Origin of the sequence: Shimia sediminis, assembly GCF_003990645.1 — a bacterium.
In the GTDB taxonomy this organism is placed as follows: Bacteria; Pseudomonadota; Alphaproteobacteria; order Rhodobacterales; family Rhodobacteraceae; genus Shimia; species Shimia sediminis.
Map to the genome: position 1 here is coordinate 867,649 of NZ_RYZK01000001.1, position 26,181 is coordinate 893,829.

21 protein-coding genes are annotated in these 26,181 nt (G+C 59.0%); 11 read left to right on the forward strand and 10 right to left on the reverse strand.

Features of this window, described 5'->3' with window-relative positions:
* Nucleotides 1-123: 123 nt before the first annotated feature.
* A complete protein-coding gene (locus tag EK369_RS04420; protein WP_127112445.1) occupies nt 124-726 on the forward strand; it encodes an OmpW/AlkL family protein in 603 nt (200 codons plus the stop codon).
* A 94-nt stretch (nt 727-820) separates the two neighbouring features.
* On the opposite strand, the gene EK369_RS04425 is transcribed toward EK369_RS04420, so the two are convergent.
* Complete coding sequence (locus tag EK369_RS04425; protein WP_127112446.1) at nt 821-1,987, reverse strand: isovaleryl-CoA dehydrogenase; 1,167 nt, start codon at nt 1,985-1,987, stop codon at nt 821-823.
* A 264-nt stretch (nt 1,988-2,251) separates the two neighbouring features.
* Entirely contained in the window at nt 2,252-3,451 is a 1,200-nt protein-coding gene (locus EK369_RS04430; RefSeq protein WP_127112447.1) for a DegT/DnrJ/EryC1/StrS family aminotransferase, read from the reverse strand.
* 137 nt (nt 3,452-3,588) lie between these two features.
* Between EK369_RS04430 and EK369_RS04435 the strand changes: the two genes are divergently transcribed.
* Nucleotides 3,589-4,899: an MmgE/PrpD family protein gene (locus tag EK369_RS04435; protein ID WP_127112448.1), complete on the forward strand. Its 1,311-nt coding sequence runs from the start codon at nt 3,589-3,591 to the stop codon at nt 4,897-4,899.
* On the opposite strand, the gene EK369_RS04440 is transcribed toward EK369_RS04435, so the two are convergent.
* Nucleotides 4,872-5,543, reverse strand: a complete 672-nt coding sequence (locus EK369_RS04440) for an HAD-IA family hydrolase (RefSeq protein WP_127112449.1) — start codon at nt 5,541-5,543, stop codon at nt 4,872-4,874. The genes EK369_RS04435 and EK369_RS04440 overlap by 28 nt on opposite strands.
* A gap of 131 nt (nt 5,544-5,674) precedes the next feature.
* On the opposite strand from EK369_RS04440, the gene glmU reads away from it, so the two are divergent.
* The 5 genes from glmU (at nt 5,675) to EK369_RS04465 (ending at nt 12,030) form a co-directional block, all read left to right on the forward strand.
* Nucleotides 5,675-7,030: a bifunctional UDP-N-acetylglucosamine diphosphorylase/glucosamine-1-phosphate N-acetyltransferase GlmU gene (gene glmU, locus EK369_RS04445; RefSeq protein WP_127112450.1), complete on the forward strand. Its 1,356-nt coding sequence runs from the start codon at nt 5,675-5,677 to the stop codon at nt 7,028-7,030.
* Nucleotides 7,030-8,853: a glutamine--fructose-6-phosphate transaminase (isomerizing) gene (gene glmS / locus EK369_RS04450; RefSeq protein ID WP_127112451.1), complete on the forward strand. Its 1,824-nt coding sequence runs from the start codon at nt 7,030-7,032 to the stop codon at nt 8,851-8,853. Before glmU ends, glmS begins: the two co-directional genes overlap by 1 nt.
* Before the next feature lie 83 nt (nt 8,854-8,936).
* Nucleotides 8,937-9,632, forward strand: a complete 696-nt coding sequence (locus EK369_RS04455) for a DNA alkylation repair protein (protein ID WP_127112452.1) — start codon at nt 8,937-8,939, stop codon at nt 9,630-9,632.
* Between the two features lie 101 nt (nt 9,633-9,733).
* Nucleotides 9,734-10,741, forward strand: a complete 1,008-nt coding sequence (gene moaA, locus EK369_RS04460) for a GTP 3',8-cyclase MoaA (protein WP_127112453.1) — start codon at nt 9,734-9,736, stop codon at nt 10,739-10,741.
* Between the two features lie 11 nt (nt 10,742-10,752).
* The gene (locus tag EK369_RS04465; RefSeq protein ID WP_127112454.1) at nt 10,753-12,030 is read left to right on the forward strand and encodes a 3-deoxy-D-manno-octulosonic acid transferase; all 1,278 of its coding nucleotides are present in this window, start codon (nt 10,753-10,755) and stop codon (nt 12,028-12,030) included.
* A 95-nt stretch (nt 12,031-12,125) separates the two neighbouring features.
* Here EK369_RS04465 and EK369_RS04470 read toward each other — a convergent pair whose 3' ends face one another.
* The 6 genes from EK369_RS04470 to EK369_RS04495 are packed head-to-tail and all read right to left on the reverse strand — an operon-like array spanning nt 12,126 to nt 19,563.
* Entirely contained in the window at nt 12,126-13,289 is a 1,164-nt protein-coding gene (locus EK369_RS04470; protein WP_127112455.1) for a M20 aminoacylase family protein, read from the reverse strand.
* Nucleotides 13,290-13,308: 19 nt separating this feature from the next.
* The gene (locus EK369_RS04475) at nt 13,309-14,481 is read right to left on the reverse strand and encodes a M20 aminoacylase family protein (RefSeq protein ID WP_127112456.1); all 1,173 of its coding nucleotides are present in this window, start codon (nt 14,479-14,481) and stop codon (nt 13,309-13,311) included.
* 26 nt (nt 14,482-14,507) lie between these two features.
* Nucleotides 14,508-15,851 carry an NAD(P)/FAD-dependent oxidoreductase gene (locus EK369_RS04480; protein ID WP_127112457.1) on the reverse strand — a complete coding sequence of 448 codons (1,344 nt, stop codon included), beginning with the start codon at nt 15,849-15,851 and terminating at the stop codon, nt 14,508-14,510.
* Between the two features lie 5 nt (nt 15,852-15,856).
* A complete protein-coding gene (gene argE, locus EK369_RS04485) occupies nt 15,857-17,020 on the reverse strand; it encodes an acetylornithine deacetylase (protein ID WP_127112458.1) in 1,164 nt (387 codons plus the stop codon).
* Nucleotides 17,017-17,712, reverse strand: coding sequence for an SDR family NAD(P)-dependent oxidoreductase (locus EK369_RS04490; protein WP_127112459.1), 696 nt, complete (start codon nt 17,710-17,712; stop codon nt 17,017-17,019). The genes argE and EK369_RS04490 overlap by 4 nt, the downstream gene beginning before the upstream one ends.
* A 30-nt stretch (nt 17,713-17,742) precedes the next feature.
* Nucleotides 17,743-19,563 carry an ABC transporter ATP-binding protein gene (locus EK369_RS04495; protein WP_127112460.1) on the reverse strand — a complete coding sequence of 607 codons (1,821 nt, stop codon included), beginning with the start codon at nt 19,561-19,563 and terminating at the stop codon, nt 17,743-17,745.
* Between the two features lie 298 nt (nt 19,564-19,861).
* Between EK369_RS04495 and EK369_RS04500 the strand changes: the two genes are divergently transcribed.
* The 4 genes from EK369_RS04500 (at nt 19,862) to EK369_RS04515 (ending at nt 24,912) form a co-directional block, all read left to right on the forward strand.
* Nucleotides 19,862-21,562 carry a peptide ABC transporter substrate-binding protein gene (locus EK369_RS04500; RefSeq protein WP_127112461.1) on the forward strand — a complete coding sequence of 567 codons (1,701 nt, stop codon included), beginning with the start codon at nt 19,862-19,864 and terminating at the stop codon, nt 21,560-21,562.
* 111 nt (nt 21,563-21,673) lie between these two features.
* A complete protein-coding gene (locus EK369_RS04505; RefSeq protein ID WP_127112462.1) occupies nt 21,674-22,681 on the forward strand; it encodes an ABC transporter permease in 1,008 nt (335 codons plus the stop codon).
* Nucleotides 22,674-23,642, forward strand: a complete 969-nt coding sequence (locus EK369_RS04510; RefSeq protein ID WP_127112463.1) for an ABC transporter permease — start codon at nt 22,674-22,676, stop codon at nt 23,640-23,642. Before EK369_RS04505 ends, EK369_RS04510 begins: the two co-directional genes overlap by 8 nt.
* A gap of 208 nt (nt 23,643-23,850) precedes the next feature.
* On the forward strand, nt 23,851-24,912 hold the full coding sequence (locus EK369_RS04515; protein ID WP_127112464.1) for a YeeE/YedE family protein: 1,062 nt from the start codon (nt 23,851-23,853) through the stop codon (nt 24,910-24,912).
* On the opposite strand, the gene EK369_RS04520 is transcribed toward EK369_RS04515, so the two are convergent.
* Nucleotides 24,848-26,128, reverse strand: a complete 1,281-nt coding sequence (locus tag EK369_RS04520) for a DUF3422 family protein (RefSeq protein WP_127112465.1) — start codon at nt 26,126-26,128, stop codon at nt 24,848-24,850. The two genes, EK369_RS04515 and EK369_RS04520, sit on opposite strands and share 65 nt — an antisense overlap.
* Nucleotides 26,129-26,181 lie beyond the last annotated feature (53 nt).

The window sequence follows — 26,181 nt, forward strand, 5'->3', positions numbered from 1 at the left end:
CTGATTTCCTTGGTTTTTCAAAAGCTTCCCATGGGATTTCCGCGTCTCATCTTGACCCAGATCAAACCCCGCAGAGACCCCGCAAGACAGAGTGGCCGGGCAAACGCAGTAAAAGGTACAACAATGAGACGTTACACTTCCGCATTGGCACTCACCGCCGCGCTGGCAGCCCTCTCGGCTCCGGCCCTCGCCCAGTCGCAGGGTGATTGGACGGTGGGTGTCGGGGTTGCCAACGTGAACCCCAAATCGAACAACGGCACGCTCGCGGGCGGCAAGGCCACGATCAGCGATGACACCCAGCTGTCGCTGACCGTCGAATACTTCATCCGTGACAACATCGGCATCGAACTGCTGGCCGCAACGCCGTTTTCGCATGACATCAGCATCAACGGCGCCTTCGCGGGCGAGACCAAGCAACTGCCCCCGACCCTGTCGCTGAACTATCACTTCGCGACCGCGTCCAAGTGGAAGCCCTATGTCGGCCTCGGCCTGAACTACACCACCTTCTTCGAGGAAAAGAGCCCGCTCGGAACGCTCCGCCTCAAGGACAGCTGGGGCGTCGCCGCTCAGGTCGGTCTTGACTACCAGGTCAGCGACAACGGCGCGCTGCGGGTCAACGCCCGCTGGATGGACATCGACACCAAAGCCTATCTCGACGGCGCCTACATCGGCAAAGCCGAGATCGATCCGGTCGTGCTGGGCGTGTCCTACGTTCACCGCTTCTGATCTCCGTGGTTTGGCGGCGGGGCATGACCCACGCCGCCGGTCCGGTTCAAACCCCGTCAGGAGACGCACCTGGCGGGGTTTTTCTGTGCCAAAATCAGCCGCCCTGCGCGGTCATCAACTCGCGACCGATCAGCATCCGACGAATTTCCGACGTCCCCGCACCGATCTCCATCAGCTTGGCGTCGCGGAAAATCCGCCCCACCGGGTTGTCGCTCAGGTATCCCGCACCGCCCATGGCCTGCACCGCCTGATGCGCCTGGGTCATCGCCACCTCGGACGCATACAAACAACAGGCCGCCGCATCCTGACGGGTGATCCGCCCGGCGTCACAGGCCTTGGCACATTCATAGACATAGGCCCGCGCCGAGTTCATCGCCGTATACATGTCGGCAATCTTGGCCTGCATCAGTTGAAAGTTGCCAATCGACTGACCAAACTGCTTGCGCTCGACCATATAGGGCATGATCTCATCCAGACAGGCCGCCATGATGCCCGTGCCCAATCCGGCCAGCACCACGCGCTCATAGTCCAGACCGGACATCAGAACCGCAACACCCTTGCCCTCTTCGCCAAGAATATTCTCAAACGGCACTTCGACGTCTTCAAAGATCAGCTCGGCTGTGTTCGATCCACGCATCCCCAGCTTGTCAAAGTGCGGCGAGGTCGAGAACCCCTTCATCTCTTTTTCAATCAGGAACGCCGTGATCCCGCGGGGGCCCGCATCCATGTCGGTCTTGGCATAAACCACCAGCGTGTCCGCATCCGGGCCGTTGGTGATCCAGTACTTGTTGCCATTCAGCACAAAGCGGTCGTTCTTCTTGTCCGCGCGCAGCTTCATCGACACCACGTCCGACCCTGCCGACGGCTCCGACATCGCCAGCGCGCCCACATGTTCACCCGACAACAGGCGCGGCAGATATTTTGCGCGTTGCTCGTCATTGCCGTTCAGCTTGATCTGGTTGACGCAGAGGTTCGAATGCGCACCATAAGACAATGCAACCGAGGCACTGGCCCGCGCGATCTCTTCACAGATGATGACATGCGCCAGATAGGACATGTCGGCCCCGCCGTATTCCTCGGGCACCGTGACCCCCAACAGACCCAACTCGCCAAACTCTTTCCACAGCTCGTTTGGAAACTCGTTCTTCAGGTCAATCTCAGCCGCCATCGGCTTGATCCGCTCCTGCGCAAAGCGATGCACCATCTCGCGCATGGCATTGACGTCTTCGCCCAGATCAAACTCCATCGTGTGCATGAACATCGCTCGGTCTCTCCCGTTATTGAACACTTGTTCATATAACTAGGCGAATTGCCGACACCGATCAAGAATTTTCCCGCCACCCGTATTTTTACGGCGGGTCACAGGAAAAATTTTGCAAGATAGGTAAAATTGTATCCTTGCGCGGATACCACGACCCTCACCCCATCTCTGGGGCGGGCTTTGCAAAATCATAGGAGTCCATTTTGTACAACTTGGAGAGTCACCCCCAAAAAAGATGTACAACTTGGTTATTTCATGTGCATTTCACGCAAAACCGCCCTGCCAGACGGCGCTGACCTCGGCCCGAATGATCCGCGCAATCAACGCGCAATCCTCCAGACTAAAGGTTAACGGCAGCCGCATGTCGACGATGCCTTTCAGCACCCGGTCACTGGCGGGCATGGGTTCGGACGGGGCATAGCGCCACGAATCATAGCGCGAGGTGAACCCGGCGGGTTCCGCGCCCCCGAACCACTTCAATTCCACGCCCCGCGCCAGACAACGGCGGATCACCTCGTTCACATTGTCCTCGCTCCAGTCGAGCAGCAGGAACTGGATGGATGAGCCGACATAGAACTCTGCCTCGGGACGTTCCACCACGGTCAGCCCCGGAGTGTCGCGCAACCCATCCTCGACAACCCTGTAACGGTCATTCCAGCGCGCACATTGGGTGTCCAGATCCCGCAGCTGGGGCCGCAGGATCGCTGCCCGCAAATGGTCCATCCGCCCGGAAATATTGGGTGTCACGTATTTTACGCCCTCAAATGCCTCAACCGGAGGCCGCGCCAGATGCCGTTCATACAGCATATACGACCCCGACAGCATGATCGCCCGCGCCATCAGCGCGTCATCGTCCGAGATCAGCAACCCGCCCTCACCCGAATTCACATGTTTATAGGTCTGCGTCGAATAGGCCGCCATCACGCCCTGCCGTCCCGACAAAACCCCGTTCCAGCGCGCGCCCATGGTGTGGGCACAATCCTCAATGACTTTCAGCCCTTGTGCGTCGCAAATCTCCAGCAGACGCTCCATATCACACAAGTGCCCGCGCATATGGCTCAGCATCAGCACATCAGCCTGATGTGCCTTGGCCGCCAGATCATCGAGGTCGATCACCAGGTTTTCCGTCACCCCCACAAAGACCGGCACCGCGCCGACACTGGCAATTGCGCCCGGCACCGGGGCCAGCGTGAACGCATTGGTCAGCACCTTGTCGCCGGGCTGCACCTCCAGCGCGCGCAGGGCTGTCGCCAGCGCATACCCGCCCGAGGCCACGGCCAGGCAGTATTTTGCCCCCATCTGGGTCGCAAACTCCTGCTCCAGCAGGGCTGTTTCGCCGTCTTCGCCCGCCGCCACGTTGTAGCGGTGCAAACGTCCGCTCTTCAAAACCTCCAGCGCCGCCGCGATCCCTTCGTCGGGGATGGCTTCCTGCTGGGTGAAATTGCCTGTGAAATTCTCTGTCATGGGCGCAGCTTTGTCCGGCTTGGCGCGGGGCGTCAACGGCCAGTTTGGTCTGTTTACCCCCCTGAACTGGCTAAAAATGTCGCGAACTGACCGTTCGGCGGCTTTACCCTTGCTAGGCTTGGGACAAGGAGGAAACCATGACAAATCCGCTCGATTTCATCCATTCCCTGGCGTGGAAAGACCTTGATTCGGCTGTTCAGAAACAGACCGAACTCGCCCTTCTCGACATCATCGGCGTGGCCGCTGCAGGCATAAAAACAAGGCCTTCGGCCTATGTGCGCGAGCTTGCCACCGAGGAGTTTGGCGGCGCTGTTCCCATGCTCTTTGATGGCCGCACCGCCTCCCCCTCCGGCGCGGCGCTGGCAGCCGGGATCACCATCGATTCCATCGACGCCCACGACGGTTTCAACCCCGCCAAAGGCCACATCGGCGCCCCATTATTCCCCGCCGCCCTGATGTTGGGGCATGTCCACGGCATTTCCGGAGTGGAGTTTTTAACAACAATTGCAATGGGTTACGAGATAGGCGCACGGGTCAGCGTTGCCCAGCATGGCACCTGCCCCGACTACCATACCTCGGGCAGCTGGGGCGCTGTCGTCGCCGCTGCAGCCGGGTCGCGGATCATGAAACTGGACCATGACACCACCCGCCACGCCCTCGGAATCGCCGAATACCACGCCCCCCGCAGCCAGATGATGCGCTGCATTGACCACCCCACGATGTTGAAAGACGGCGCAGGCTGGGGATCCATGTGCGGTGTCTCTGCCGCGCGGCTTGCCGCCAAGGGTTTCACCGGCGCCCCGGCCATCACCGTGGAACAGGCCCCCGACTACTGGTCCGATCTCGGCCAGCGCTGGTTTGGGCTGGAGCAGTATTACAAGAATTACCCCGTCTGCCGCTGGGCCCAGGCCCCCATCGAAGGCGCGTTGGCTCTTCAGCGTGAAAACAGTGTAAGCCACTCAGATATAAAGAAAATAGAAGTTCACACCTTCCACGAATCCGTGCGGCTTGCAGTCAAGAGACCCGCCGAAGGAGACGCGGCGCAATACTCGACATCCTTCCCCGTCGCGGTTGCCCTGAAGCATGGAGACGTGCGCCCGGAACACCTCGTTGACGAGGCCCTGAACGACCCTGACGTGCTGCGCCTGTCCGATGCGATGGAGATGTTTGAGGCGGACCATGCCAATCAGAACTTCCCGGCCCAACGTCTGGCCCGCGTCACTTTGGTTCTTCAGAACGGTACGCGGCTCGAGGGCGATTGGAATGAACCCAAATGGGATCACACCGCCCCGCCGTCCGAACCCGAATTGCGCCACAAGTTCAGAGACTTATCTCATCCGGTTCTGGGTCAGGACCATGCAGGCGCCATCGAGGAGACGCTTGCCAATCTATCAGATCTGCCGCTTTCGGCCCTGACCGATCAGCTGTTACGCCCAATCAGTTCCTGAACCAGACGCGGCAAATCCGCATAGTCATGCAGCAGTGCTTCGGGTTCCAGCGCCGCCATATCCTCGCCGCTGGGCCCGAAGGTCACGAGTACCGAGGGCACCCCTGCACGGCGCGCTGTCTCACGGTCCGTGACGCTGTCGCCAATCAGAATCGTCTTTCCCGGATCCCCCCCCAACCGCCGCGCGGTTTCAAACAATGGCTCCGGATCCGGCTTGCGCACGGGCAACGTATCAGCCCCGATGAGCGCCCCAAACGCGTCGCGCACGCCTAAGGACACCATCAACGCTTCGGCCAGCGCCTCGGGCTTGTTGGTGCAAATTCCGACGCCATAGCCCTGATCTGAAAGGGTTTTCACCGCAGACATGGCGCCGGGATACATCACCGTGTGGTGATCCAGTGCCTCGCCGTAAGCCTCGAGCAGCATGGGATAATACTGCTCCACAATATCCTGATTCATCCGTCCCAACCGCGTCAGGCCCAGGGTCAACATGGCCTTGCCCCCGCGCAGGGCTGTACCTGCATCTGTCTCGACCCTTAGGACATCCCCCTCGCCCATGGCGCGGAAACAGGCATTGGCCGCCGCCAGCAAATCCCGGCTGGTATCCGCCAAAGTGCCGTCGAGATCAAAAACAACTGTGCGCATGTTACCCCCTGGAACTGGCGCGTTTTCGCCCATCGCTGTTACACGCCGTAACGCCTTTTGATGGTGTCCGGCCTTGCGCCAGAGTTGTGAACGGATAAAACGGGCGCAAATGAATTACAAAGAGAATTAATATGAATATTGCCCTCGTCATCCTGGCCGCCGGAAAAGGCACAAGGATGCAATCCGACATGCCCAAGGTTTTGCACCAAATTGCGGGTGCTCCGATGCTGGCGCATGCGATCCGCTCTGCGGAAGTGTTGAACCCGAGCCGGACAATAGTCGTCGCGGGACACGGGTTTGATGATGTCAAAAGCTCATTGGACACGTTTGCGCCAGACGCAGAGGTTGTTCTGCAACAAGAACAAAAGGGCACGGCCCATGCCGTTGATGCGGCGCGCGACGCACTGCGAGAGTTTGACGGCGATGTCATCGTCCTGTTCGGGGACACCCCTTTCGTGCGCACCGAAACGCTCGAGCGGATGGTTGCGGCACGTCAGGACAATGCCGTGGTCGTGCTGGGGTTCGAAGCGGCTGATCCAGGAAAATATGGGCGCCTTGTGATGCAAGGCGACACCCTTGAGGCCATTGTTGAATTTGCCGACGCGTCGGATGAACAACGCGCTATAACATTCTGTAATAGCGGAGTAATGCTTGCCAGAAGTGATGAGCTGTTTTCGATGATTGAGGCCATTGAAGCCAACAATGCACAGGAAGAGTATTACCTGACTGACATCGTCGCAATTGCGCGGGATCGTGGGCTTTCGGTGACGGCCGTTGCGTGTGACGAAGTCGAAACACTGGGCATCAACTCGCGCATTCACCTGGCCGAGGCCGAAGCAATTTTCCAGGCAAATGCCCGTCGTGAGTTGATGGAACTTGGCGTGACCCTGCAACAGCCAGACACCGTGATGTTGTCCCATGACACAGTGATAGGCCGCGATACGGTCATTGAGCCAAACGTGTATTTTGGCCCCGGCGTGACCGTGGAAAGCGGTGCACTGATACGCGCCTTTAGCCACCTCGAAGGCTGCCATGTATCCCGCGGTAGCGTGGTTGGGCCCTATGCCCGTCTTCGCCCCGGAGCCGAGTTGGCAGAGGACGTCAAGATCGGCAATTTCGTCGAGGTGAAGAACGCAACGCTGGATGCTGGCGCCAAGGTCAACCATCTCAGCTATATCGGAGACGCCGCGATTGGGGCGGCCGCCAATGTCGGAGCGGGTACGATTACGTGCAACTACGACGGCGTGATGAAGCATCGAACGACGATTGGCGCCAATGCCTTTATCGGGTCCAACACAATGCTGGTTGCCCCGGTTAACATCGGCAATGGCGCGATGACGGGCAGCGGATCTGTTATTACAAAAGACGTTGAAGACGACGCGCTGGCCATTGCGCGCGCGCCTCAGGTATCCAAACCGGGCCTGGCACGCAAAATGTTCGATTTGTTAAAGGTTAAGAAGCAAAAAGCTTCTAGAGGTGGCGAATAATGTGCGGAATTGTTGGCATCCTTGGCGGCCATGAAGTGGCACCCATCTTGGTCGAGGCCCTAAAACGGCTGGAGTATCGCGGTTATGACAGCGCCGGAATTGCTACGGTTCATGATGGGGTTTTGGAACGCCGCCGGGCCGTTGGCAAGCTCGTCAACTTAAGTGACCTTTTGGTGCACGACCCACTGCAAGGTAAATCCGGCATTGGTCACACCCGCTGGGCCACACACGGTGCACCTTCGATCGACAACGCGCACCCCCATCGCGCGGGGCCTGTGTCAGTTGTGCACAATGGCATCATCGAAAACTTTCGCGAACTGCGCGAGGAGCTGGCGGCAGCCGGTATTCAGTTCGTAACAGAGACCGACACGGAAACCGTAGCCCTGCTGACCCAGCTCTATATAGAAAAAGGTGCACAACCCGTTGAAGCGGCGCGCAAAACCCTGTCCCGCCTGGACGGCGCCTTTGCCCTGGCCTTTCTTTTTGAGGGAGAAGAAGACCTGATCGTGGCCGCGCGCAAGGGATCCCCCTTGGCAATTGGGCATGGCGACGGCGAAATGTTCGTGGGCTCCGACGCTATTGCGCTCGGTCCGCTGACAGACCGCATCACCTATCTTGAAGAAGGCGATAGCGCGGTTCTGACGCGCACCTCCCTGGAAATTCGCAACGAAGCCGGCGAAATCGCCAATCGGGAAATGCAAACCATCCGGCTTGATCAGACACGGGTGGATAAGGGTGGCCATAAACACTTTATGGCCAAGGAAATCGCCGAACAGCCCACCGTTATTGGCGAAGCCATTCGCCATTATCTCGACAACACAGGCGCGTCAGTGGTTTTGCCGGACCCAGGCCTGGATTTCACCCAGATCGACCGGCTGACGATGGTGGCCTGTGGCACCGCTTATTATGCCTGTTTCACGGCGAAATACTGGTTTGAACAGCTTGCGGGTATTCCTGTTGAAGTTGATGTCGCCTCGGAGTTTCGGTATCGTGAGCCCCCCATCAGCAAAGGCACCGTCGCCCTGTTCGTGAGCCAATCCGGCGAGACCGCGGACACGCTGGCGGCGCTGCGGTATTGCGAAGGCAAAGCTGACAAGATCGTGTCGGTGGTCAATGTACCCGAAAGCTCGATTGCCCGGGAAAGCGATCTGGTTCTACCGATCCTTGCAGGAACCGAGATCGGCGTTGCGTCGACCAAGGCGTTTACATGCCAGCTTACCGTGTTGTTGATGATAGCGCTCAAGGCGGCCGCCGAACGCGGCACGATGACGGCGCAGGAGGTTGCGGATAAACTGTCAGCTTTGCGCATGTTGCCCGGAGTCATGAATGCCGCTCTGGAACGCGAAAGCACCTTGCAGGCCGTGTCCCACAATCTGTCAGAAGCTCGGGACATTTTGTTTCTTGGGCGTGGGGTGATGTACCCCTTGGCGCTTGAGGGTGCTTTGAAATTGAAGGAAATCAGCTATATACACGCCGAAGCTTATGCTTCAGGAGAGCTGAAGCATGGCCCTATCGCCTTGGTAGATGAACATGTTCCTGTGGTGGTTCTGGCGCCACGTGATAGTCTTTTCGATAAGACCATCAGCAACATGCAAGAGGTCATGGCCCGCAATGGCAAGGTGCTGCTGATCACAGACGCAGAGGGCGCATCACAGGGCGGCGACGGTGTCTGGGATACGGTTGTGATGCCGGTCGTTGACCCGGTTCTAAGCCCGATCCTCTATTCGATCCCTGCCCAGCTGCTGGCGTACCACACTGCTGTTGCCAAGGGCACCGACGTGGACCAACCGCGAAATCTGGCGAAATCGGTGACCGTGGAGTAGGTACTTACTTCCGTGGCATCGGTGGCAGCTCAGAATGAGAGATCCAGTGTCTTTGACACAGGCAACCAAAAGTGGACAATGACATGACGCTTGACGAAGCCCTCTCTGCCCTCAGAGCCGCCGCAGAGCCCGGTCGCGCGGAACAGATGGCGCAGTACCACAAGCAGACCCGAGAGGTTCTGGGGGTTCCCAACCCGGCAACAAACGATCTGACCAAGGCCTGGCGGCAGGCCTTGAGCGTTGACGAGCGTGTTCACCTAGCCGGCGCCCTCTGGGCAACGGATGTTTTCGAGGCGCGGATTGCAGCGGCAAAATTGTTGACCCAAGCCCGATTGCGGCCGGATGCAGAAGCTTGGAGTCTTATCGCTTCTTGGGTGCCGGATTTCGACAGCTGGGCCATTGCGGACCACGCCTGTATGGCGGGTCAAAAGCGGCTGATCGCTGATCCAATGCGCGTCGATGAGGTTGAAGGCTGGACCCGTTCTGAACACATGTGGACCCGACGGGCGGCGTTGGTGATCACCTTGCCCTGGACCAAGCAGAACCACCCCAAGCCTCTGGATCTTGAAATTCGGGATCGGGTGCTTGGCTGGGCTGGCGGCTATGTATCTGATCCTGATTGGTTTATTCAGAAAGCTGTGGCTTGGTGGTTGCGCGAGCTTTCCAAGCATGACGCGGAACGGGTCGTGGGGTTTCTGGACACATATGGCGACGCAATGAAGCCCTTTGCGCGCAAGGAAGCGACCAAGCACTTTGGCAAGCTCGGAATTAGCCAATAACCCCGCCCCTTAAGGCACCCAAAGCATCTTTGACAGAGCCATGCACGGAAAGGCAGCCTCTGCCCTTGCCCCCTTACCCCATTGGGACTACCTATTAGCGCATGATCGCTCCTTTGATTGACCCCTTCCAACGTGCCGTGAATTACCTGCGCGTTTCCGTGACAGACCGCTGCGATTTTCGCTGCGTCTATTGCATGGCTGAAAACATGACCTTTCTGCCCAAGAAAGAACTGTTGACGCTGGAAGAGCTGGACCGAATGTGTTCGACCTTTGTCCGATTGGGCGTGAAAAAACTGCGGATTACCGGGGGCGAGCCGCTGGTACGACGCGATATCATGACCTTTTTCCAAGCGATGGGGCGCCATCTGGAAAGCGGCGCACTGGATGAGCTGACGTTGACCACAAATGGCTCGCAGCTGGAGCGGTTCGCAGACCAGCTGTACGCCTGTGGTGTGCGGCGTGTGAACATTTCGCTCGACACCATCGACGAAGCCAAGTTCGCCGAAATCACCCGCTGGGGCCGTCTGCCGCAGGTCATGCGCGGCATCGATGCGGCCCAAAAGGCCGGGCTGAGGGTCAAGATCAATGCGGTTGCACTCAAAGGCTTCAACGAGGACGAGCAGATTGCGATCACCCAATGGTGCGCCAGTCGCGACATGGACCTGACCTGGATCGAGGTCATGCCAATGGGGGATTTGGGTGAGGAAAATCGCCTGGATCAATACTGGCCGCTGAAAGATTTGCGGGCGCGCTACGCCGACGCCTACACATTGACGGACCTGGCGGAACGCACTGGTGGCCCTGCCCGGTACGTGCGGCTGGAAGAAACCGGTCAGAAGATCGGGTTTATCACACCGCTGACACACAACTTCTGTGAAAGCTGCAATCGGGTCCGGCTGACCTGCACGGGCCAGCTGTTCATGTGCCTCGGACAGGAAGACATGGCCGACCTGCGCGAGCCGTTGCGCGCCAGCGACGAAGGTGAAGGCAAGCTGGAAGAGGCCATTCGGGCTGCCATTCGGCTAAAGCCCAAAGGCCATGATTTCGACTATTCCCGCCAGCAGGTTGATGGGCAGATGTCGCGCCACATGAGCCACACCGGCGGCTGATTGGGGCCATCATGGGCGCTGCACCGCTGACCCTCACCTATCATCTCTACCGCGCCGTGACGGCCCTCGCGGCCCCCTTGGCCTTGCGTGCTGCGCGCAAACGTTTCATAGCCCGAAATGGGCCGATGACGCGATTTCCCGAGCGGAATGGCCGTTTTTCCGAGCCCCGTCCGGCTGGACCGTTGATCTGGCTGCACGCGGTGAGCGTGGGAGAGTTTCTGTCAATTCTCGATCTGGTACGGGATCTTACCCAAGATGGCACCAAGGTACTGGTGACAACCACGACCTCCTCCGCTGCGGAACTGGCGGCTCAGCGTCTGCCATCCGGCGTGCTGCACCAGTTTGCACCGGTTGACACGCCCGGCGCGGTGCGGCGCTTTCTCGACCACTGGCATCCTGACCTTGCCGTTTTTGTTGAAAGCGAGATTTGGCCCAATCAGATTGTCATGGCACATAAACGTGGCATTCCGCTGGCGCTGATCAATGCCCGCTTGTCCGGAAAATCTCTGGAGCAATGGCAAAAACACCGGTCAACCGCCCGCGCGCTCCTGTCCCGCTTTTCCCGTATTCTTTGCCAGACCGACACAACCCGTAACGCACTGATCCAATTGAGTTCCGACGATGACACGATTGAAACCACGGGTGACATGAAAGCGGCTGCGGGCGCGCTGCCGTATGACCCAAGCGAGGTTGAAAGGTTAGCGCCGCTGCTCGCAAAGCGCCCGCTGTGGGTCGCCAGTTCGACGCATGAAGGTGAAGAAGACCAGGTCAGTGCCGCGCATCGCGCCGTGATCCGCGAGCACGCTGACGCCTTGTTGATCCTTGTGCCCAGGCATCCCGAGCGTGGCGACGCGATCGAGGCACTTCTCAAGCAAAAAGGCTGGACCATCGCCCGTCGCAGCCGGGGTGATCTTGTTGCCCCTGACACACAGGTCTACCTCGCCGATACGCTCGGCGAGACGGGTCTGTGGTACCACCTTTCGCCAATCGTGTTAGTCGGCGGCTCGTTTACCCCTGTTGGGGGTCACAACCCGTATGAGCCCGCGCATTTTGGCTGCGCCATCCTGCACGGCCCTCTGTACGCCAACTTCACGCTTGCCTACGAAGCCATGCGGGCCGCGGGGGCCTGCGAAGAGGTCGAAGATGCCGCTGCTCTGGGCGGGGCCGTGGCCGACCTTATCCGCAGCGACCGGCAACAAAACCTGGCCCGCAACGCGTCTGCCTTTATTGACCAGGCAGGCAACAACCGCGCAGGTGTGGTTTCGTCCCTGATCAGCCTCATGAAATAGGGCCACGCACACGGCGCAGCCCCTTGCTTTCTTATTGGTGACAAATACCCCGGGTTGAATCGGGGCACTGGGTTAAGCGGAGCTGCGCCCGTCGCTTACGCAGCCGGCATGCGCTGTTCGACAATTTCAGCCCACCAGCTGCATCCCGCCGGAATGGCCTCGTCGTTAAAGTTGTACTCTGGGTGATGCACCATGGCCGTGTCGCCATTGCCAACAAGAATGTAGGCGCCGGGGCGTTCTTCGAGCATGAATGCAAAATCCTCTCCGCCCATGACCAAAGGCGCATCTTCGCAATGCCCGCTGACAGATTTGGCCACTTCTGCGGCAAAGTCGGTCTGCTCATCGCTGTTGACCATCACCGGATAGCCACGGTGGTAATCCACCGCCGCCGTGCCGCCAAAGGTCGCTGCGACTCCGGTGCAAACTTCCTTGATGCGCGTCTCGGCCAGATCACGCATAGCGTGGCTCATGGTGCGCACGGTGCCTTTGAGGTGAACACGTTGCGGGATCACGTTGAAAGCGTTTGAAGACGTTTCAAACGAAGTCACGGACACAACGATCTGATCTACTGGGTCCGCGTTGCGGCTGGCGATGGTCTGCAGCGCCATCACGGCCTGCGCGGCCATTACGGTTGTATCAACTGTCTCTTGTGGCTTGGCCGCGTGACCGCCCTTGCCTTCAAACTCAATATCAAAGGTGTCGGTAGCGGCAAAAAATGCGCCCGGACGGATGGCAAAGGACCCAACCGGCTTGCCCGGCCAATTGTGCATGCCATAAACCTCTTGAATGCCCCAGCGGTCCATCATGCCGTCATCGCACATCTCTTTGCCGCCGCCGCCGCCTTCTTCTGCGGGCTGGAAAATCACCACAACCGTTCCGTCAAAGTTGCGGGTTTCGGACAGATACTTGGCAGCGCCAAGCAGCATGGCCGTATGTCCGTCATGGCCACAGGCATGCATCGCGCCATCGGTCTTTGAGGCATAGCCCAGCCCGGTTGCCTCGTGAATGGGCAATGCGTCCATATCGGCGCGCAGACCAATCACTTTGCCCGAACCGGTCGCCTTGCCCTTGATCACCCCGACAACGCCGGTGCGGCCAATGCCGGTGACGATCTCGTCGCAGCCGAACTCGGCCAGTTTCTCGGCCACCAGCGCGCTGGTGCGATGGGTTTCAAACAGGATTTCGGGGTGGGCATGGATGTCCCGCCGCCACTCGGTAATCTCAGCCTGCAATTCGGCAAATCTGTTCTTTACTGGCATTTCGTCTCGCTCCTGTTTCTCAGTTCAGCGCCATGCGGCGCTCGACCAATTCCGCGAACCAGCTGCTGCCAACCGGGATCGCGTCATCGTCGAATCTGTATTCGGGGTGGTGGCACATCATCGTGTCGCCATTGCCTAGGAAGATATAGGCGCCGGGGCGCTCTTCAAGCATAAAGGCAAAATCTTCGGCGGGCAGGATCGGCGGTGTATTCACGTCAATGTTCTGATCCCCCACCACAGATGCAGCTGCGTCGATGGCATATTGCGTTTCCTGATCGTGGTTGACCGTGACCGGATAGCCGTCCTCCCAAGTCACCTCAGCCGTCGCCCCAAAGGCCGAGGCCGTGTCTTCTGCAACCCTGCGAATACGCTCTTCCGCCAGCTTGCGGTTTTCCGTGTCCAAGGTGCGCACCGTTCCCTTGAGACGCGCGGTATGCGGGATCACGTTCGATGCGACGCTATCGGTTTCAAAGGTGCCAACAGTGACCACAACGCGGTGCACCGGGTTGATGTTGCGCGCGACGATGGACTGCAAACTCACCACGATCTGCGAGGCGACAAGCGTGGTGTCGATCGCCTGATGCGGCTCAGCGGCATGGCCACCTTTGCCGGTGACCTTGATCTCAAACTCGTCCGCCGACGCCAAGAGCGCACCGGGGCGAATTGCAAACTGCCCAACGGGCGTGCCTGGCATGTTGTGCAGCCCATACACTTCCTGAATGTTCCAGCGATCCATCATGCCGTCATCACACATGGCTTTGCCGCCGGCGCCGCCCTCTTCGGCGGGTTGAAAGATCAGAACGGCGGTGCCGTCAAAGTTCCGGGTTTCGGCAAGATATTGCGCTGCGCCCAGCAACATCGCAGTGTGGCCATCATGGCCACAGGCGTGCATTTTCCCGTCGGTTTTGGATGCGTACTCCAGCCCCGTAGCCTCATGGATTGGCAGCGCATCCATGTCCGCCCGCAGACCAATCACGCGACCTTTGGTGTCCTGCCGCCCCTTGATCACGGCCACAACGCCGGTTTGGCCGATACCGGGCGTGATTTCGTCAACGCCGAATTCTTTCAGACGGTCCTGAACAAAGGCTGCGGTCTCGTGCACATCGTACATCAGCTCGGGATGCTCGTGCAGGTAGCGCCGCCATCCGGTGATCTCTTTGTGCATTTCTGCAATACTGTTTTTAACTGGCATCGTCTTTCCCCTCTATTTTCGCAAAACTAAAGATCCGGTCCAAGGTCGAGTTTCGACCCGTCGGTAAATCGGTTGAACCGAAAGCGGCCAAGGTCATGCCCGACGTCTCCACCACTGACGAGATCGGCCATGATCCGGCCAAACCCCGGGCCGATGCCAAAGCCATGTCCACACATACCCGTACAAATCGACAGACCGGGGATCGGCGCGCGGTCCACCACAGGAACAATGTCTGGCATGGAATCGATCATTCCGGCCCATGACGCGACAATCTCAACCTCCCCAATGTCTGGCAACAGAGCCATGAATCGGCGGCGAATATCCTCGACCTTGCGCTGGTTGGGCGCGGGATCAAGCATCCGCATGCGTTCAAACGGTGTTTCAGCCCCTGCCCCCCAATGGCGCGCGGTGGTCCAGCCATCGGGATACCCCGCAGGTGCCTTGGGGAGATAGGTGCGCCCTGCAAAGTCGCGACGCAGCTGAGGCAGATAATGAAACAGGTGCCGAAACGCGTCCCACCCGATAAACATCTCATGGAATCCGGCAGCGGCAAGCGTGTAGCCGCCATCCGACCGGCGCCGGAACGCCAGTTTCAAATCAACGCCGCCTCCTGAATGAAGCTCAGGTAGAGAGTTCGTCGCTGCAACGGTTGCCTTGACCGAAAGCTGCGGAATCTTCACGCCCTCGTTGCGCAGAAAGAGCGACGACCAGGCACCGCCGGCGACAACCACTTCGGGGGCCTTGATGGGTCCCTTTTCGGTCACGACACCGCTCACCCGGCCCCCTACCCGCTCTAAAACACGTGCGGCGCAGTTTTCGACAATCACGGCCCCATGCCGCACAGCGGCGCGCGCCATCGCCGGGACGGCCAGCCAAGGTTCGGCTTTCATATCCGAGGGCGTATGAAGCGCGCCGAAATACCGGTGTTTCATCCCCGGGATCATCTGGTCCAGTTCCGCCACGGACAGAACCCGACTGTCCACGCCGGTTGGCGCTGCGTCACGAACCCAGGTCTCGTAGCGCTCCATCTCGGCCGCGCTTTCGGCAAAGTAGGTCAGGCCACAGGACGTCAGCCCGATATCTTCTCCCAGATCTGCGTCGATATCCTTCCACAACCTATTGGCCTCGATCATGATTGGCAGCTCGGCCAGGTCGCGTCCCTGTTGCCGGATCCAGCCCCAGTTGCGCGATGACTGCTCTCCTGCAACCCGACCCTTTTCCACAAGAACCGGTCGCAGACCCTTTTTCGCGAGGAAATAGGCGGTTGAAACGCCAATCACACCGCCGCCAATGATGACGACATCAGCCTCAGATGGCAGCGGTCCTGCGTGTTCGACAGGATTGGCCATCGTGATCGGAAACCCTGGCATCTGACTTAGCCTTTCAACATGTCCAGTAATCGCCGCATGAAGTCCTGCCCCGCTTCGAACTGGGCAACGGTCAGATACTCATTTGGCTGGTGCGCTTGTGCGATGTCGCCGGGTCCGCAAATGACTGCGGAATAGCCTGCGTTCTGGAAATGCCCGGCCTCGGTTCCATAGGATACAACACGTGAAGCATTGTCGCCCGTCAGACGGCGCACGATCTGTTCTGCTTCACCGTCCTGTTCCGGTGTCAGAGCGGGCACGCCAAAGAACTCTTCCAGGGTGATATGCGCCGTGGGCTGTACGGTTTGCATCTCGGCCTCAACCTCGGCCACACGGGCCTTGAACCGGGATTTCCAAACGTCCGAGCTGTCGCCGGGCACAAAGCGGAAGTCGAGGCCAAACCGGCAATCCAGCGCCGTGATGTTATGTGCCGTTCCCCCGGTGATCTGTCCGACATGCACGGTGGTCCAAGGCGGATCAAAAACCGCGTCAATCTCGCGGGGGTCTGCATCGCTGTTGGCCGCGTTCATCTCGTTAGCCCATTCAATTAGCTTGGCACCATACATTATCGCATTCACGCCAGTGTGCATGATCGACGAATGCACTTCGAAGCCGCGCATATGCACGTGAAACCCGGTGCCGCCTTTGTGACCGGTCACGGCCTGCATCATCGAAGGCTCTCCGACGATGACAGCGCTGGCCTTTGGCACCACAGGGGCCATGGCCTCGATCAGCGGGGGGGCGCCGGTACAGCCGATTTCCTCGTCGTAGCTAAGCGCGATTTGCAACGGGCGTTTCAAGCCGGTGTAGTGCCCCTCGACCAAGGCCCAGATCGCCAATGCGTCAAAGCCTTTCATGTCACAGGTGCCACGGCCGTACAGCTTGCCCTCTTTCTCGACCACCTCGAACGGATCTGTGCCCCACGGCTGCCCCTCAACGGGCACGACATCCGTATGGCCGGACATCACAACACCGCCTTCGATCTCGGGGCCCACATGTGCAAAGATGGCGGCCTTTTCATTGTCTTCGTTGTAATGGCGATGTGCCTTGATTCCATGGCTGGTCAGATAGTCATCAACCCAGTCGATCAGTGGCAGGTTGCTATCATGGCTCATCGTGGGAAATGAAACCAACTTGTCGAGAATTTCACGGGGCGACAGCTTGGTGGTCACAGTCGGTATCCTCCTGAAACGGTGAGAACCTCACCGGTGATAAATGACGCGTCTTCAGACGCAAGAAAACGCACGGCGCGCGCGATGTCCTGCGGCCTGCCGATCCGTCCCAAAGCGGTTAAGTCGACAAATTTCTGGGTCAGGTCGTCTGACCGTGGGGATTCATCGATGTTGATGGCACCGGGAGCCACGGCATTGACGCGGATGGCCCGCGGGCCGAGTTCTTTTGCCGTGGCCTGCGTCCATAGGTTCAGCGCGGCCTTGCTTGCCCCGTAGAACGCCGCCCCCATAGGGGGCAGGACAGCGTTCACCGAGGAAATGCTGACAATTGCCGCACCGGCTGTCAAATGCGGCAGGGCTGCGGCCAGCAGAGCTTGTGGGGCCAACAGGTTGACGTCCACAATTGCGTGCAATGCGTCCGGATCAAAGGCCTCCACCGGTGAGGGCGCGACCAATCCAGCATTGTTCACGATAACGTCCAACCTGCCAAACCGCGCCAGTACTTCAGCGACAAGGCTGTCTGCAGCGGCCGGATTGCGCAGGTCGGCCTGGACGTAACTCAGGTTTTCCTGGTCGCCGGGCGGTTCAGTAGAGAGATAAGTTGCCAGCACCTTGTGATCCTGTGCCAGTTCCTCGGCAATTGCCTTGCCGATTCCCCGTGCACCTCCGGTCACAAGAGCCACTTTCATCATCGTCGAGCCGTGAGAACTTGCATGGTTGACTCAATACCCGCTGTCCGTGGTCAAGATCAGGTGGCCTGGCGAAACTTCACGGTACTCGCTAGGCGGCGCCTCGTATCCGACGGGATGGATTGGCGAAGGGATCGGTTTGAAGTTGAGATCTTTTTCCGATTTCCGCTGGCGCGGGTCCGCAATGGGAACCGCCTTCATCAAGGCCTGTGTATAGGCATGCTGCGGGTTCTCGAATACTTCACGGCGCGGCCCGATTTCGACAATACGCCCCAGGTACATCACGCCGACATAGTGGCTGACCCTTTCTACCACGGCCATGTCGTGACTGATGAACAGGTAGCTCAGTTCCAGTTCGGCCTGCAGCTCCATCATCAGGTTCAGGACCTGCGCCTGAACCGAGACGTCCAGCGCCGAGACAGCCTCATCCGCAACGATCAATTTGGGATTAAGCGCCAAGGCGCGGGCAATGGCGATACGCTGCCGTTGGCCGCCGGACAGCTCATGCGCGTAGCGTTTCATGAAACTGCGTGGCAGTTCCACACGGTCAAACAGCATTGCCACGCGGTCCTGAAGTTCGCTGCCGGAATGAGTCCCAAAGTTGCGCATCGGCTCTGCGACCTGTTCCATCAACTGCATTTGCGGGTTGAGCGAGGCAAATGGGTCCTGAAAGATCATCTGCATGTCCTGGCGGATCTTGTGCAGCTCTTTTTGGTTCAACGACAGGACGTCGCAATCGTCGAACTCAACCTTGCCCGACAAAGGCTCCACAAGCCGCAGGATCGAGCGGCCCGCAGTGGACTTGCCACAGCCGGACTCTCCCACCAGGGACAGGGTTTGACCCTTATTGACCTTGAACGACACATCCTCAACGGCATGCACATTGGCCACGGTACGCCGCAGCAAACCGCCCTGAACGGGAAAGCGGGTGGTGAGGTTGCTGACCGTAAGGATGGGTTCGTCCGTGCCTGGAATATCCTCGATCACCTGATCGTCATGACCGAAGAGCTTCATGGGGCGCGGCAAATCCGTACCCTTCATTTCACCCAATTTCGGAACGGCAGCCAACAGCGCCTTGGTGTAATTGTGCTGTGGGTTCTCGAAAATCTCTTCGACGGTCCCCTCTTCGACCTTGTTGCCGCGGAACATGACAACCACGCGGTCGGCCATTTGCGCCACCACGGCCATGTCGTGCGTGATGAACATCACCGCAGTACCCGTTTCACGTTTGAGGCGGTCCATCAACGCGAGGATTTCGGCCTGAATGGTCACATCAAGGGCGGTGGTCGGTTCGTCGGCAATCAGCAGACGCGGTTCACAGGCCATCGCCATCGCAATCACAACCCGCTGCCGCATGCCGCCGGACAGCTCGTGCGGATATTGTTTCAGGCGCCGTTCCGGCTCTGGAATGCGGACTTGGCGCATCAGCTCCAGCGCACGCGCCTGGGCCTCTTGCTTGTTCATGCCCTTGTGCAGCCGCAACCCTTCGGTCAACTGGCGCCCGACGGTAAATACCGGATTCAGGGCCGTCATTGGCTCCTGAAAGATCATCCCGATCTCGTTTCCGCGAATCGTCCGCATCAAATTCTGATCGGTAACTGCGAGATCAATGTCCTCGGCTTCCTTGCGGTCAAAGATCAATTGACCACCTGCGATTTTGCCACCGCCGAACTCAACCAGGCGCATCAAAGACAGGCTCGAAACGGACTTTCCCGAGCCGGATTCCCCAACGATACAAACGGTTTCGCCTGGATTGACCTTGAACGAAACATCCTCGACTCCGACGACGGTTCCAGACTTGGTCTCGAACTCGACTCGCAGGTTTTCGATGGAGGCAATTGCATTATCCAACATCGCCCAACTTCCCCGTTTTCTATTGGTGAAACTTTTGTTGGACGCTAGCGGCAGTGCGCCCTGACTGTCAAACAGGTGGGTTCATTTCACGAGGGTTGCGTAGGGGAAAGCGGATTCAAAGGGTTGCAATTTGTCGCCCCTTGGTCTGAGATGCCCTCAGTCGCGAGGGGATGTTATTTGGGAAGCGCTGCTTTTAGGGCGCTCACCCGATTTGTCTTCTCGCATGACACATCAAACCCCGAGCGACAGACAATGTCGCCGGATACAAGGCACGAAAGTGCTCAACAAGGAGTGAACTATGAAGATTCAGTCACTGTTGCTGGGGGCCGTAGCGGCCACGGCACTGGCCCCTGCCGCGTTTGCAGAACGCGGATCGGATGGCCATGTAAACATCATCTACTGGCAAGCGCCGTCGATTCTGAACCCGTTCCTGTCGGGCGGTACCAAGGATATCGAATCGGCCTCGCTGGTGATTGAACCGCTTGGGCGCTACGACCCGAACGGCGCGCTGGTCCCCTTTCTGGCCGAAGAAATCCCGACCGTTGCCAATGGCGGCGTATCCGAGGATCTGACTTCGATCACGTGGAAACTGAAATCTGGCCTCAAGTGGTCGGACGGCTCTGCCGTAACCTCGGCAGACGTCAAATTCACCGCTGAATACTGCATGCACCCAGAAGGTGGTTGCGCTCAGCTGGCAAAGTTTGATGGGGTTGAGAGCGTCGAAGTTGTCGACGATCTGACCGTCAAAGTAATGTTCAACGAGCCCAAGCCAAACCCCTATGGCCCGTTCATGGGTGGTCAGTCGCCGATCATTCAGGCCGCTCAGTTTGCGGACTGCCTGGGTGCCAAAGCCCCTGAGTGCACCGACGCGAACTTTGCACCCATCGGCACCGGCCCGTTTGTTGTGGACGAGTTCAAGCCGAACGACGTGATCTCGATGTCGGCGAACCCGAACTACCGTGACCCGGCCAAGCCCGCCTTTGCCACGCTGACCTTCAAAGGTGGCGGTGACGCAACCGCAGCTGGTCGTGCGGTTCTGGAAACCGGCGAGTTTGACTATGCCTGGAACCTCCAGCTGGCGCCCGACGTTCTGGCCAAGATGGCCGAGGGCGGCAAAGGCACCCCGATCGCGGCCTTTGGTTCGCTGGTTGAGCGTCTGGAAATGAACATGACGGATCCGTCGCCGGACCTCGACGCGGACACCCGCTCGACCGTCAAGGCACCGCACCCGTTCCTCAGCGACATCAACGTCCGCAAAGCGCTGTCGATGGCTATCGACCGCAACCTGCTGGTTGAAGTTGGCTACGGTCAGGCCGGTCGTCCGACCTGTAACCTGGTTCCCGGACCTGCCGTGTATGCGTCTGACAACACCGATTGTCTGACCCAGGACATCGCCGGTGCCAACAAGATGCTGGATGATGCTGGCTGGGCCATGGGTTCGGACGGCGTGCGCGCCAAAGATGGCGTCCGTCTGTCGATCCTGTACCAAACTTCGACCAACGCCGTGCGTCAGGACTTTCAGGCGCTGATCAAGCAGTGGTGGTCGGAGATCGGTGTTGAAACCGAACTGCGTAACCTGAACGCCTCGGTCTTCTTCGGTGGCGACCCGGGTTCGCCCGACACCTACCAGAAGTTCTATGCGGACGTGGAAATGTACGCCAACAACTTCGACGGCACCGATCCTCAGGCGTATCTGTCGATGTATCGCTGCGGCAACGAGCCGAAGCCAGAATCGCAGTGGCAGGGTGAGAACATCAACCGCTTCTGTGACCCTGCGTACGACAAGCTGATTGACGAGCTGGGCCGCACTTCGGATCTGGAAACACGCTACAAGCTTGCCAAGCAAATGAACGAGATGCTCACCAAAGAGAGCTACACGATCATCCCGCTTGTCGACCGTGGCCGTGTCTCTGCACACTCCAACACCCTGGGTGGTGTGGTTCTGAATACTTGGGACTCGGAACTGTGGAACGCCTCTGACTGGCATCGCGTCAAATAAGCTGACGTCAAGAAACGCGCCCCCGTGCCTTGCATGGGGGCGTCTTTCCATATACGAGGCCGCAGCCTCACGCCTCTTCACAAAAAAGACTGATCAATAAGGGCGCCGCATATGCTGACATTCACGATCCGACGACTGATCCTGGCGGTTCCGACGCTCTTATTCATAAGCCTTGTCATCTTCTTGCTGCTTGAGCTCGCTCCGGGCGATCCAATGGCGCAAGTCCCGCTGACCGTTCCCCCTGAAGTCAAAGAAAAGATGCGCGAGGCGCTTGGACTTGGCGAGCCTTTGCACGTCCGCTACTGGAAGTGGGTGGTTCAGTTCTTCTGGATTGAGCCGCAGGTGATGTTCGACAACATGTTCGGCACGACCTTCGCCGAAGGCAAACAACGTATTCTCAGCTGGCAGACCCGCTCGCCGGTGATGGACATGGTGGCCCAGCGGCTGCCGCAAACCCTTTGGGTTGTCGGCATGTCCTACATCGTGGGCATTCTGATTGCCCTGCCGATCGGGATTTACTCGGCCTACCGTCAGTATTCGGTCTTTGACCAGTCCGGTACCTTCATCACCATGATCGGCTTTTCTATCCCGCCGTTCTTTACCGGCCCGCTGTTGATCATGGTTTTTGCCGTGCAACTGGGGTGGTTCCCTTCGGTCTATGACACCACTCATGTGGTGAATGACTGGGACAGCTTTGTGGTGCAGCTGAGGCAGATGATCATGCCGGTCATGGTTCTGGCCTTGCAAACCACAGCCCAGATCAGCCGCTTCATGCGCGCGTCAATGCTCGACAACCTCAATCAGGACTACGTCCGCACCGCCCGCGCCAAAGGCCTGCCAGAGAATATCGTGGTGTTGGTGCATGTGCTGCGCAACTCGATGATCCCCGTGGTCACGGCCATCGCGCTGGGGATCCCCGGCATCTTTGGCGGCGCCATCATTACCGAGGTGGTGTTCAAGGTGAACGGCATTGGCGACCAGTTGCTGAACGCGCTCTTTGCCAATGACCTGCCCAGCGTGCAAACCCTGACCTTTATGATCGCGGTGCTGATCGTTGTCTTCAACCTGATTGCCGACGTGCTTTACGGCGTCCTGGACCCGAGGATTCGCTATGACTGAACAAGACCAAAAGATCGAAGCCCTCCAGGACGCTGTTCCGACCGATCCACCGCATTCGCAGTGGAAGGATGTCTGGGACCAGTTCCGCAAACACAAAGGCGCCCTGATGGGAGGGTCCTTTCTGTTGTTGATCACGCTGGCTGTGTTGATTGGCGAATACGTCTGGACCATCGACCCGCAAAAACTCGACATTCGCAACAAGGACGTGCGCCCGATTTACACCGCGATCTGGAATGGGGATGCCAAAGTGCAATGGGCACACCCCTTGGGCACCGACAACCTTGGGCGCGACGCGCTTGCCAACCTGATTGTAGGTGGGCGCACCTCGATGGCTGTGGGCTGGGTCGCCATGATCCTCGCACTGTCGATTGGCACCACAATTGGCGTGCTTGCAGGTTATTTCCGCCGTCTGGACGGGCCGCTGATGCGCTTTACTGACCTTGTGTTGTCGCTGCCCATCCTGCCCCTGTTGCTGGTGGCCGTGACACTGTTCCGCGAACAGCTGCGTGCGACATTCGGGCCGGAAACGGGTATGTTTATCCTGATTGTCGGCGTCGTCGGCGTCACCAGTTGGATGCAAACGGCGCGGATTGTGCGATCTGAAATCCTCGCGTTGAAAGAGCGAGAGTTCATTGTCGCGGCCCGTTCCATCGGAACCACGCCGGGTGCCATCATCCGACGCCACCTTTTGCCCAACGTCATTTCCCCGATCATGGTTTCGGCAACCCTTGGCCTTGCCATCGCGATCATTACCGAAAGCGCGTTGTCGTTCCTTGGTGTGGGCTTCCCGCCTGACTTCCCGACCTGGGGCAAGATGCTGGCGGACGCTGTGCCACGTATGGACCAGTTTCCAGAGCGTGTGATGCTGCCGGGCCTTGCGATCTCGCTCACGGTGCTGAGTGTGAACTATCTCGGCGACGGTCTGCGCGACGCGCTCGATCCTCGCATTCGCGGCCGTTGAAGCAAAAGAAAAGACAAAACTTCACATCTTCAGGAAAAGGCCGGGTCGATTTGCCCGGCCTTTTTCTTTTTCCAAAACAAGACCTCAAGTGACCCTTCGAAAACGGAACACTTTCCCATATTGCGTCCAGCTGCGCATAGATCAAACACTTGAAAGTATCCGAATTTGTCTTCAAGTGGGAAAACGTTCCAATACGCGAGTCAAAACGATGTTTGAATCCCTCGGTTTCGAAAATATCACCGCCCCTCAGGTCACCGTGTTCTTTGCGCTTGGCCTTGGGCTTGTCTTTGGTGTCCTTGCCGAGCGTACTGGTTTTTGCCTGCGACGTGCTCTGGTTGGCGAGGATCGCCGCGCTGCGCTCGGCGTTTGGCTGATCGCTTTGGCCGTCGCTCTGGCAGGCACGCAAGCGGCTGTTCACCTTGGTTTCATCAGCTTCGCAGATCACCGCTATCTGGTCGCGGACCTGCCCCTGGCAGCCCTGGTGACCGGCGGCGCGTTGTTCGGAGCCGGCATGGTCCTGACCCGCGGTTGTGCCTCGCGCCTGACCGTGCTCAGTGGCACAGGCAATCTGCGCGCCATCCTCGTCATGCTGGTCTTTGCCTTTGTGGCCCATGCCACGCTCAAGGGCGTTCTGGCCCCTGCCCGTGTTTGGCTCAACGGCTTCACCCTTCCACTTGAAAGCGCGGCACTGCCCGGCGCGCCTTTGATCTGGACGGGCGTCATTGCCCTTGGCGCGGTGGTGTATGCCCTGCGCTCCGGTAACGGCGCGCTGAAACTGGCGGGCGCTTCCCTTTTGGGTCTCTTGGTGCCGCTGGGCTGGGTCGGCACCGGCTTTATCCTTTATGACGATTTCGACCCGGTTACCTTTGAAAGCCTCGCGTTCACGGCTCCCATGGCCGACACGCTGTTCTTCGGCATCGCCTCTTCGGCGGTCCCTGCCAACTTTGGCGTGGGCCTGATCGGCGGCATCGTTCTTGGTAGCCTGATTGCTGCACTGCTCTTCCGCAGCTTCAAATGGCAAAGCTTCGAAACCCCTGCCCAAACCGGTCGCTACCTGCTTGGCGGAACTCTGATGGGATTTGGAGGCGTCATGGCCGGAGGCTGCACCGTCGGCGCGGGTCTGTCGGGTATCCCGACGCTCTCGATCACAGCGCTGGCCGCGATCCTGTCGATCATTGCAGGAGGTTTGATCACCGGACGCCTGCTCAGTGCATCCGCTTCCGGATCCGACGCACCATCCACCACACAAGCCCTACAACCGGCAGAGTGAGCATCGCGGTCAGGTATCCTTTGGAAACCCCCAGCGTACTGGCCACGGGATAAGCGACATATGACGCCAGAGAGACCGCGTAGTAGCTGATCGCCACCACAGACAGCCCCTCGACGGTCTCTTGCAAGCGCAGCGCCATGTCGGCGCGCCGGTCCATGCTCTCGAGCAGCGCCTGGTTCTGCGCCGAGCGCGCCACGTCGACCTTGGTCCGCAGCAACTCTCCTGCGCGCATCGCCCGGTCCGCCAAAGCCTCAAGACGCGACTTGGTCGAGGCGACCGTACGCATCGCCGGGTCGTAGCGGCGCATCATGAACTCAGCAAAGGTCTGACGCCCGTCATAGCGCAACTCCCGCAGCACCTCGACGCGCTGGTTCACAATGGCTTCGTAGGCCCCTGTCGCCCCAAATCGAAACGAATTGGCAGCGATCATGTTTTCCAGCTCAGCCGAGGTCTGCAACAGGGCATCCAGTGTTTCCTCTGCCGGCACATCACCGGTGGTGATTTGCCCCATCATCTGGTTGAGACGACTTTCAATTGTCCCCATCGGGCCCGACAACTCTCGCACACGGGCAAAGCCCAGCATCGACATGGCTTTGTAAGTCTCGATCTCGCACAGTCGCTGTACGATGCGTCCAATACGTCGCTGATCAGTTCCGGGCGATACAAAGGCCGCCATACGCATGTGCCCTTGCGGGTTGATGCGAAAGTCCGTGGCAACCACGGCCGCTTCGTCGAGCACCTCTGACACCGCCAGGCTCTCTGGCACAAACCAGTCTTTCAGGTCCGCGCTCAAGGTGGACTTGTCAGGGCGTTCCTCGACCCGGATCAATACGGACGTCACTCGCACGCCAGGTGCCTTTGCCAACCAATCCTCGGGGAAGACTTCAAAGTCGGCAGGGTCAAACGGGCGCGCGCTGAGCCCCGGCGTGAACAGCGTGTAGGTCACGAACTCCGTGTGCTGCTCCCACTTCAAAGAATGCCGCCCGATCTGCCCCGAGTAATGCGTTGCGCCGGGCTGCGGATGTGGTGCGCCGTGTCGGTCCAGCAGCGCGGTCAGATGGGTCAAGTCCGCTTCCCGATCACGGCCCACCGCATTGACCGGCTGCTTGATTGCCAGGAACACTGCCGAGCACGGCGCATCCAGCGTCGGAAAAGGCCGGGCATGCAACTCATTTGCCAGCTTATAGCGCAATGGGTGGTCTTCTACGGGTGGCATCACGAACTCCTGATTTCCGCGCACCCTAGCTTTTTACCACGCAAAGTAAAGAA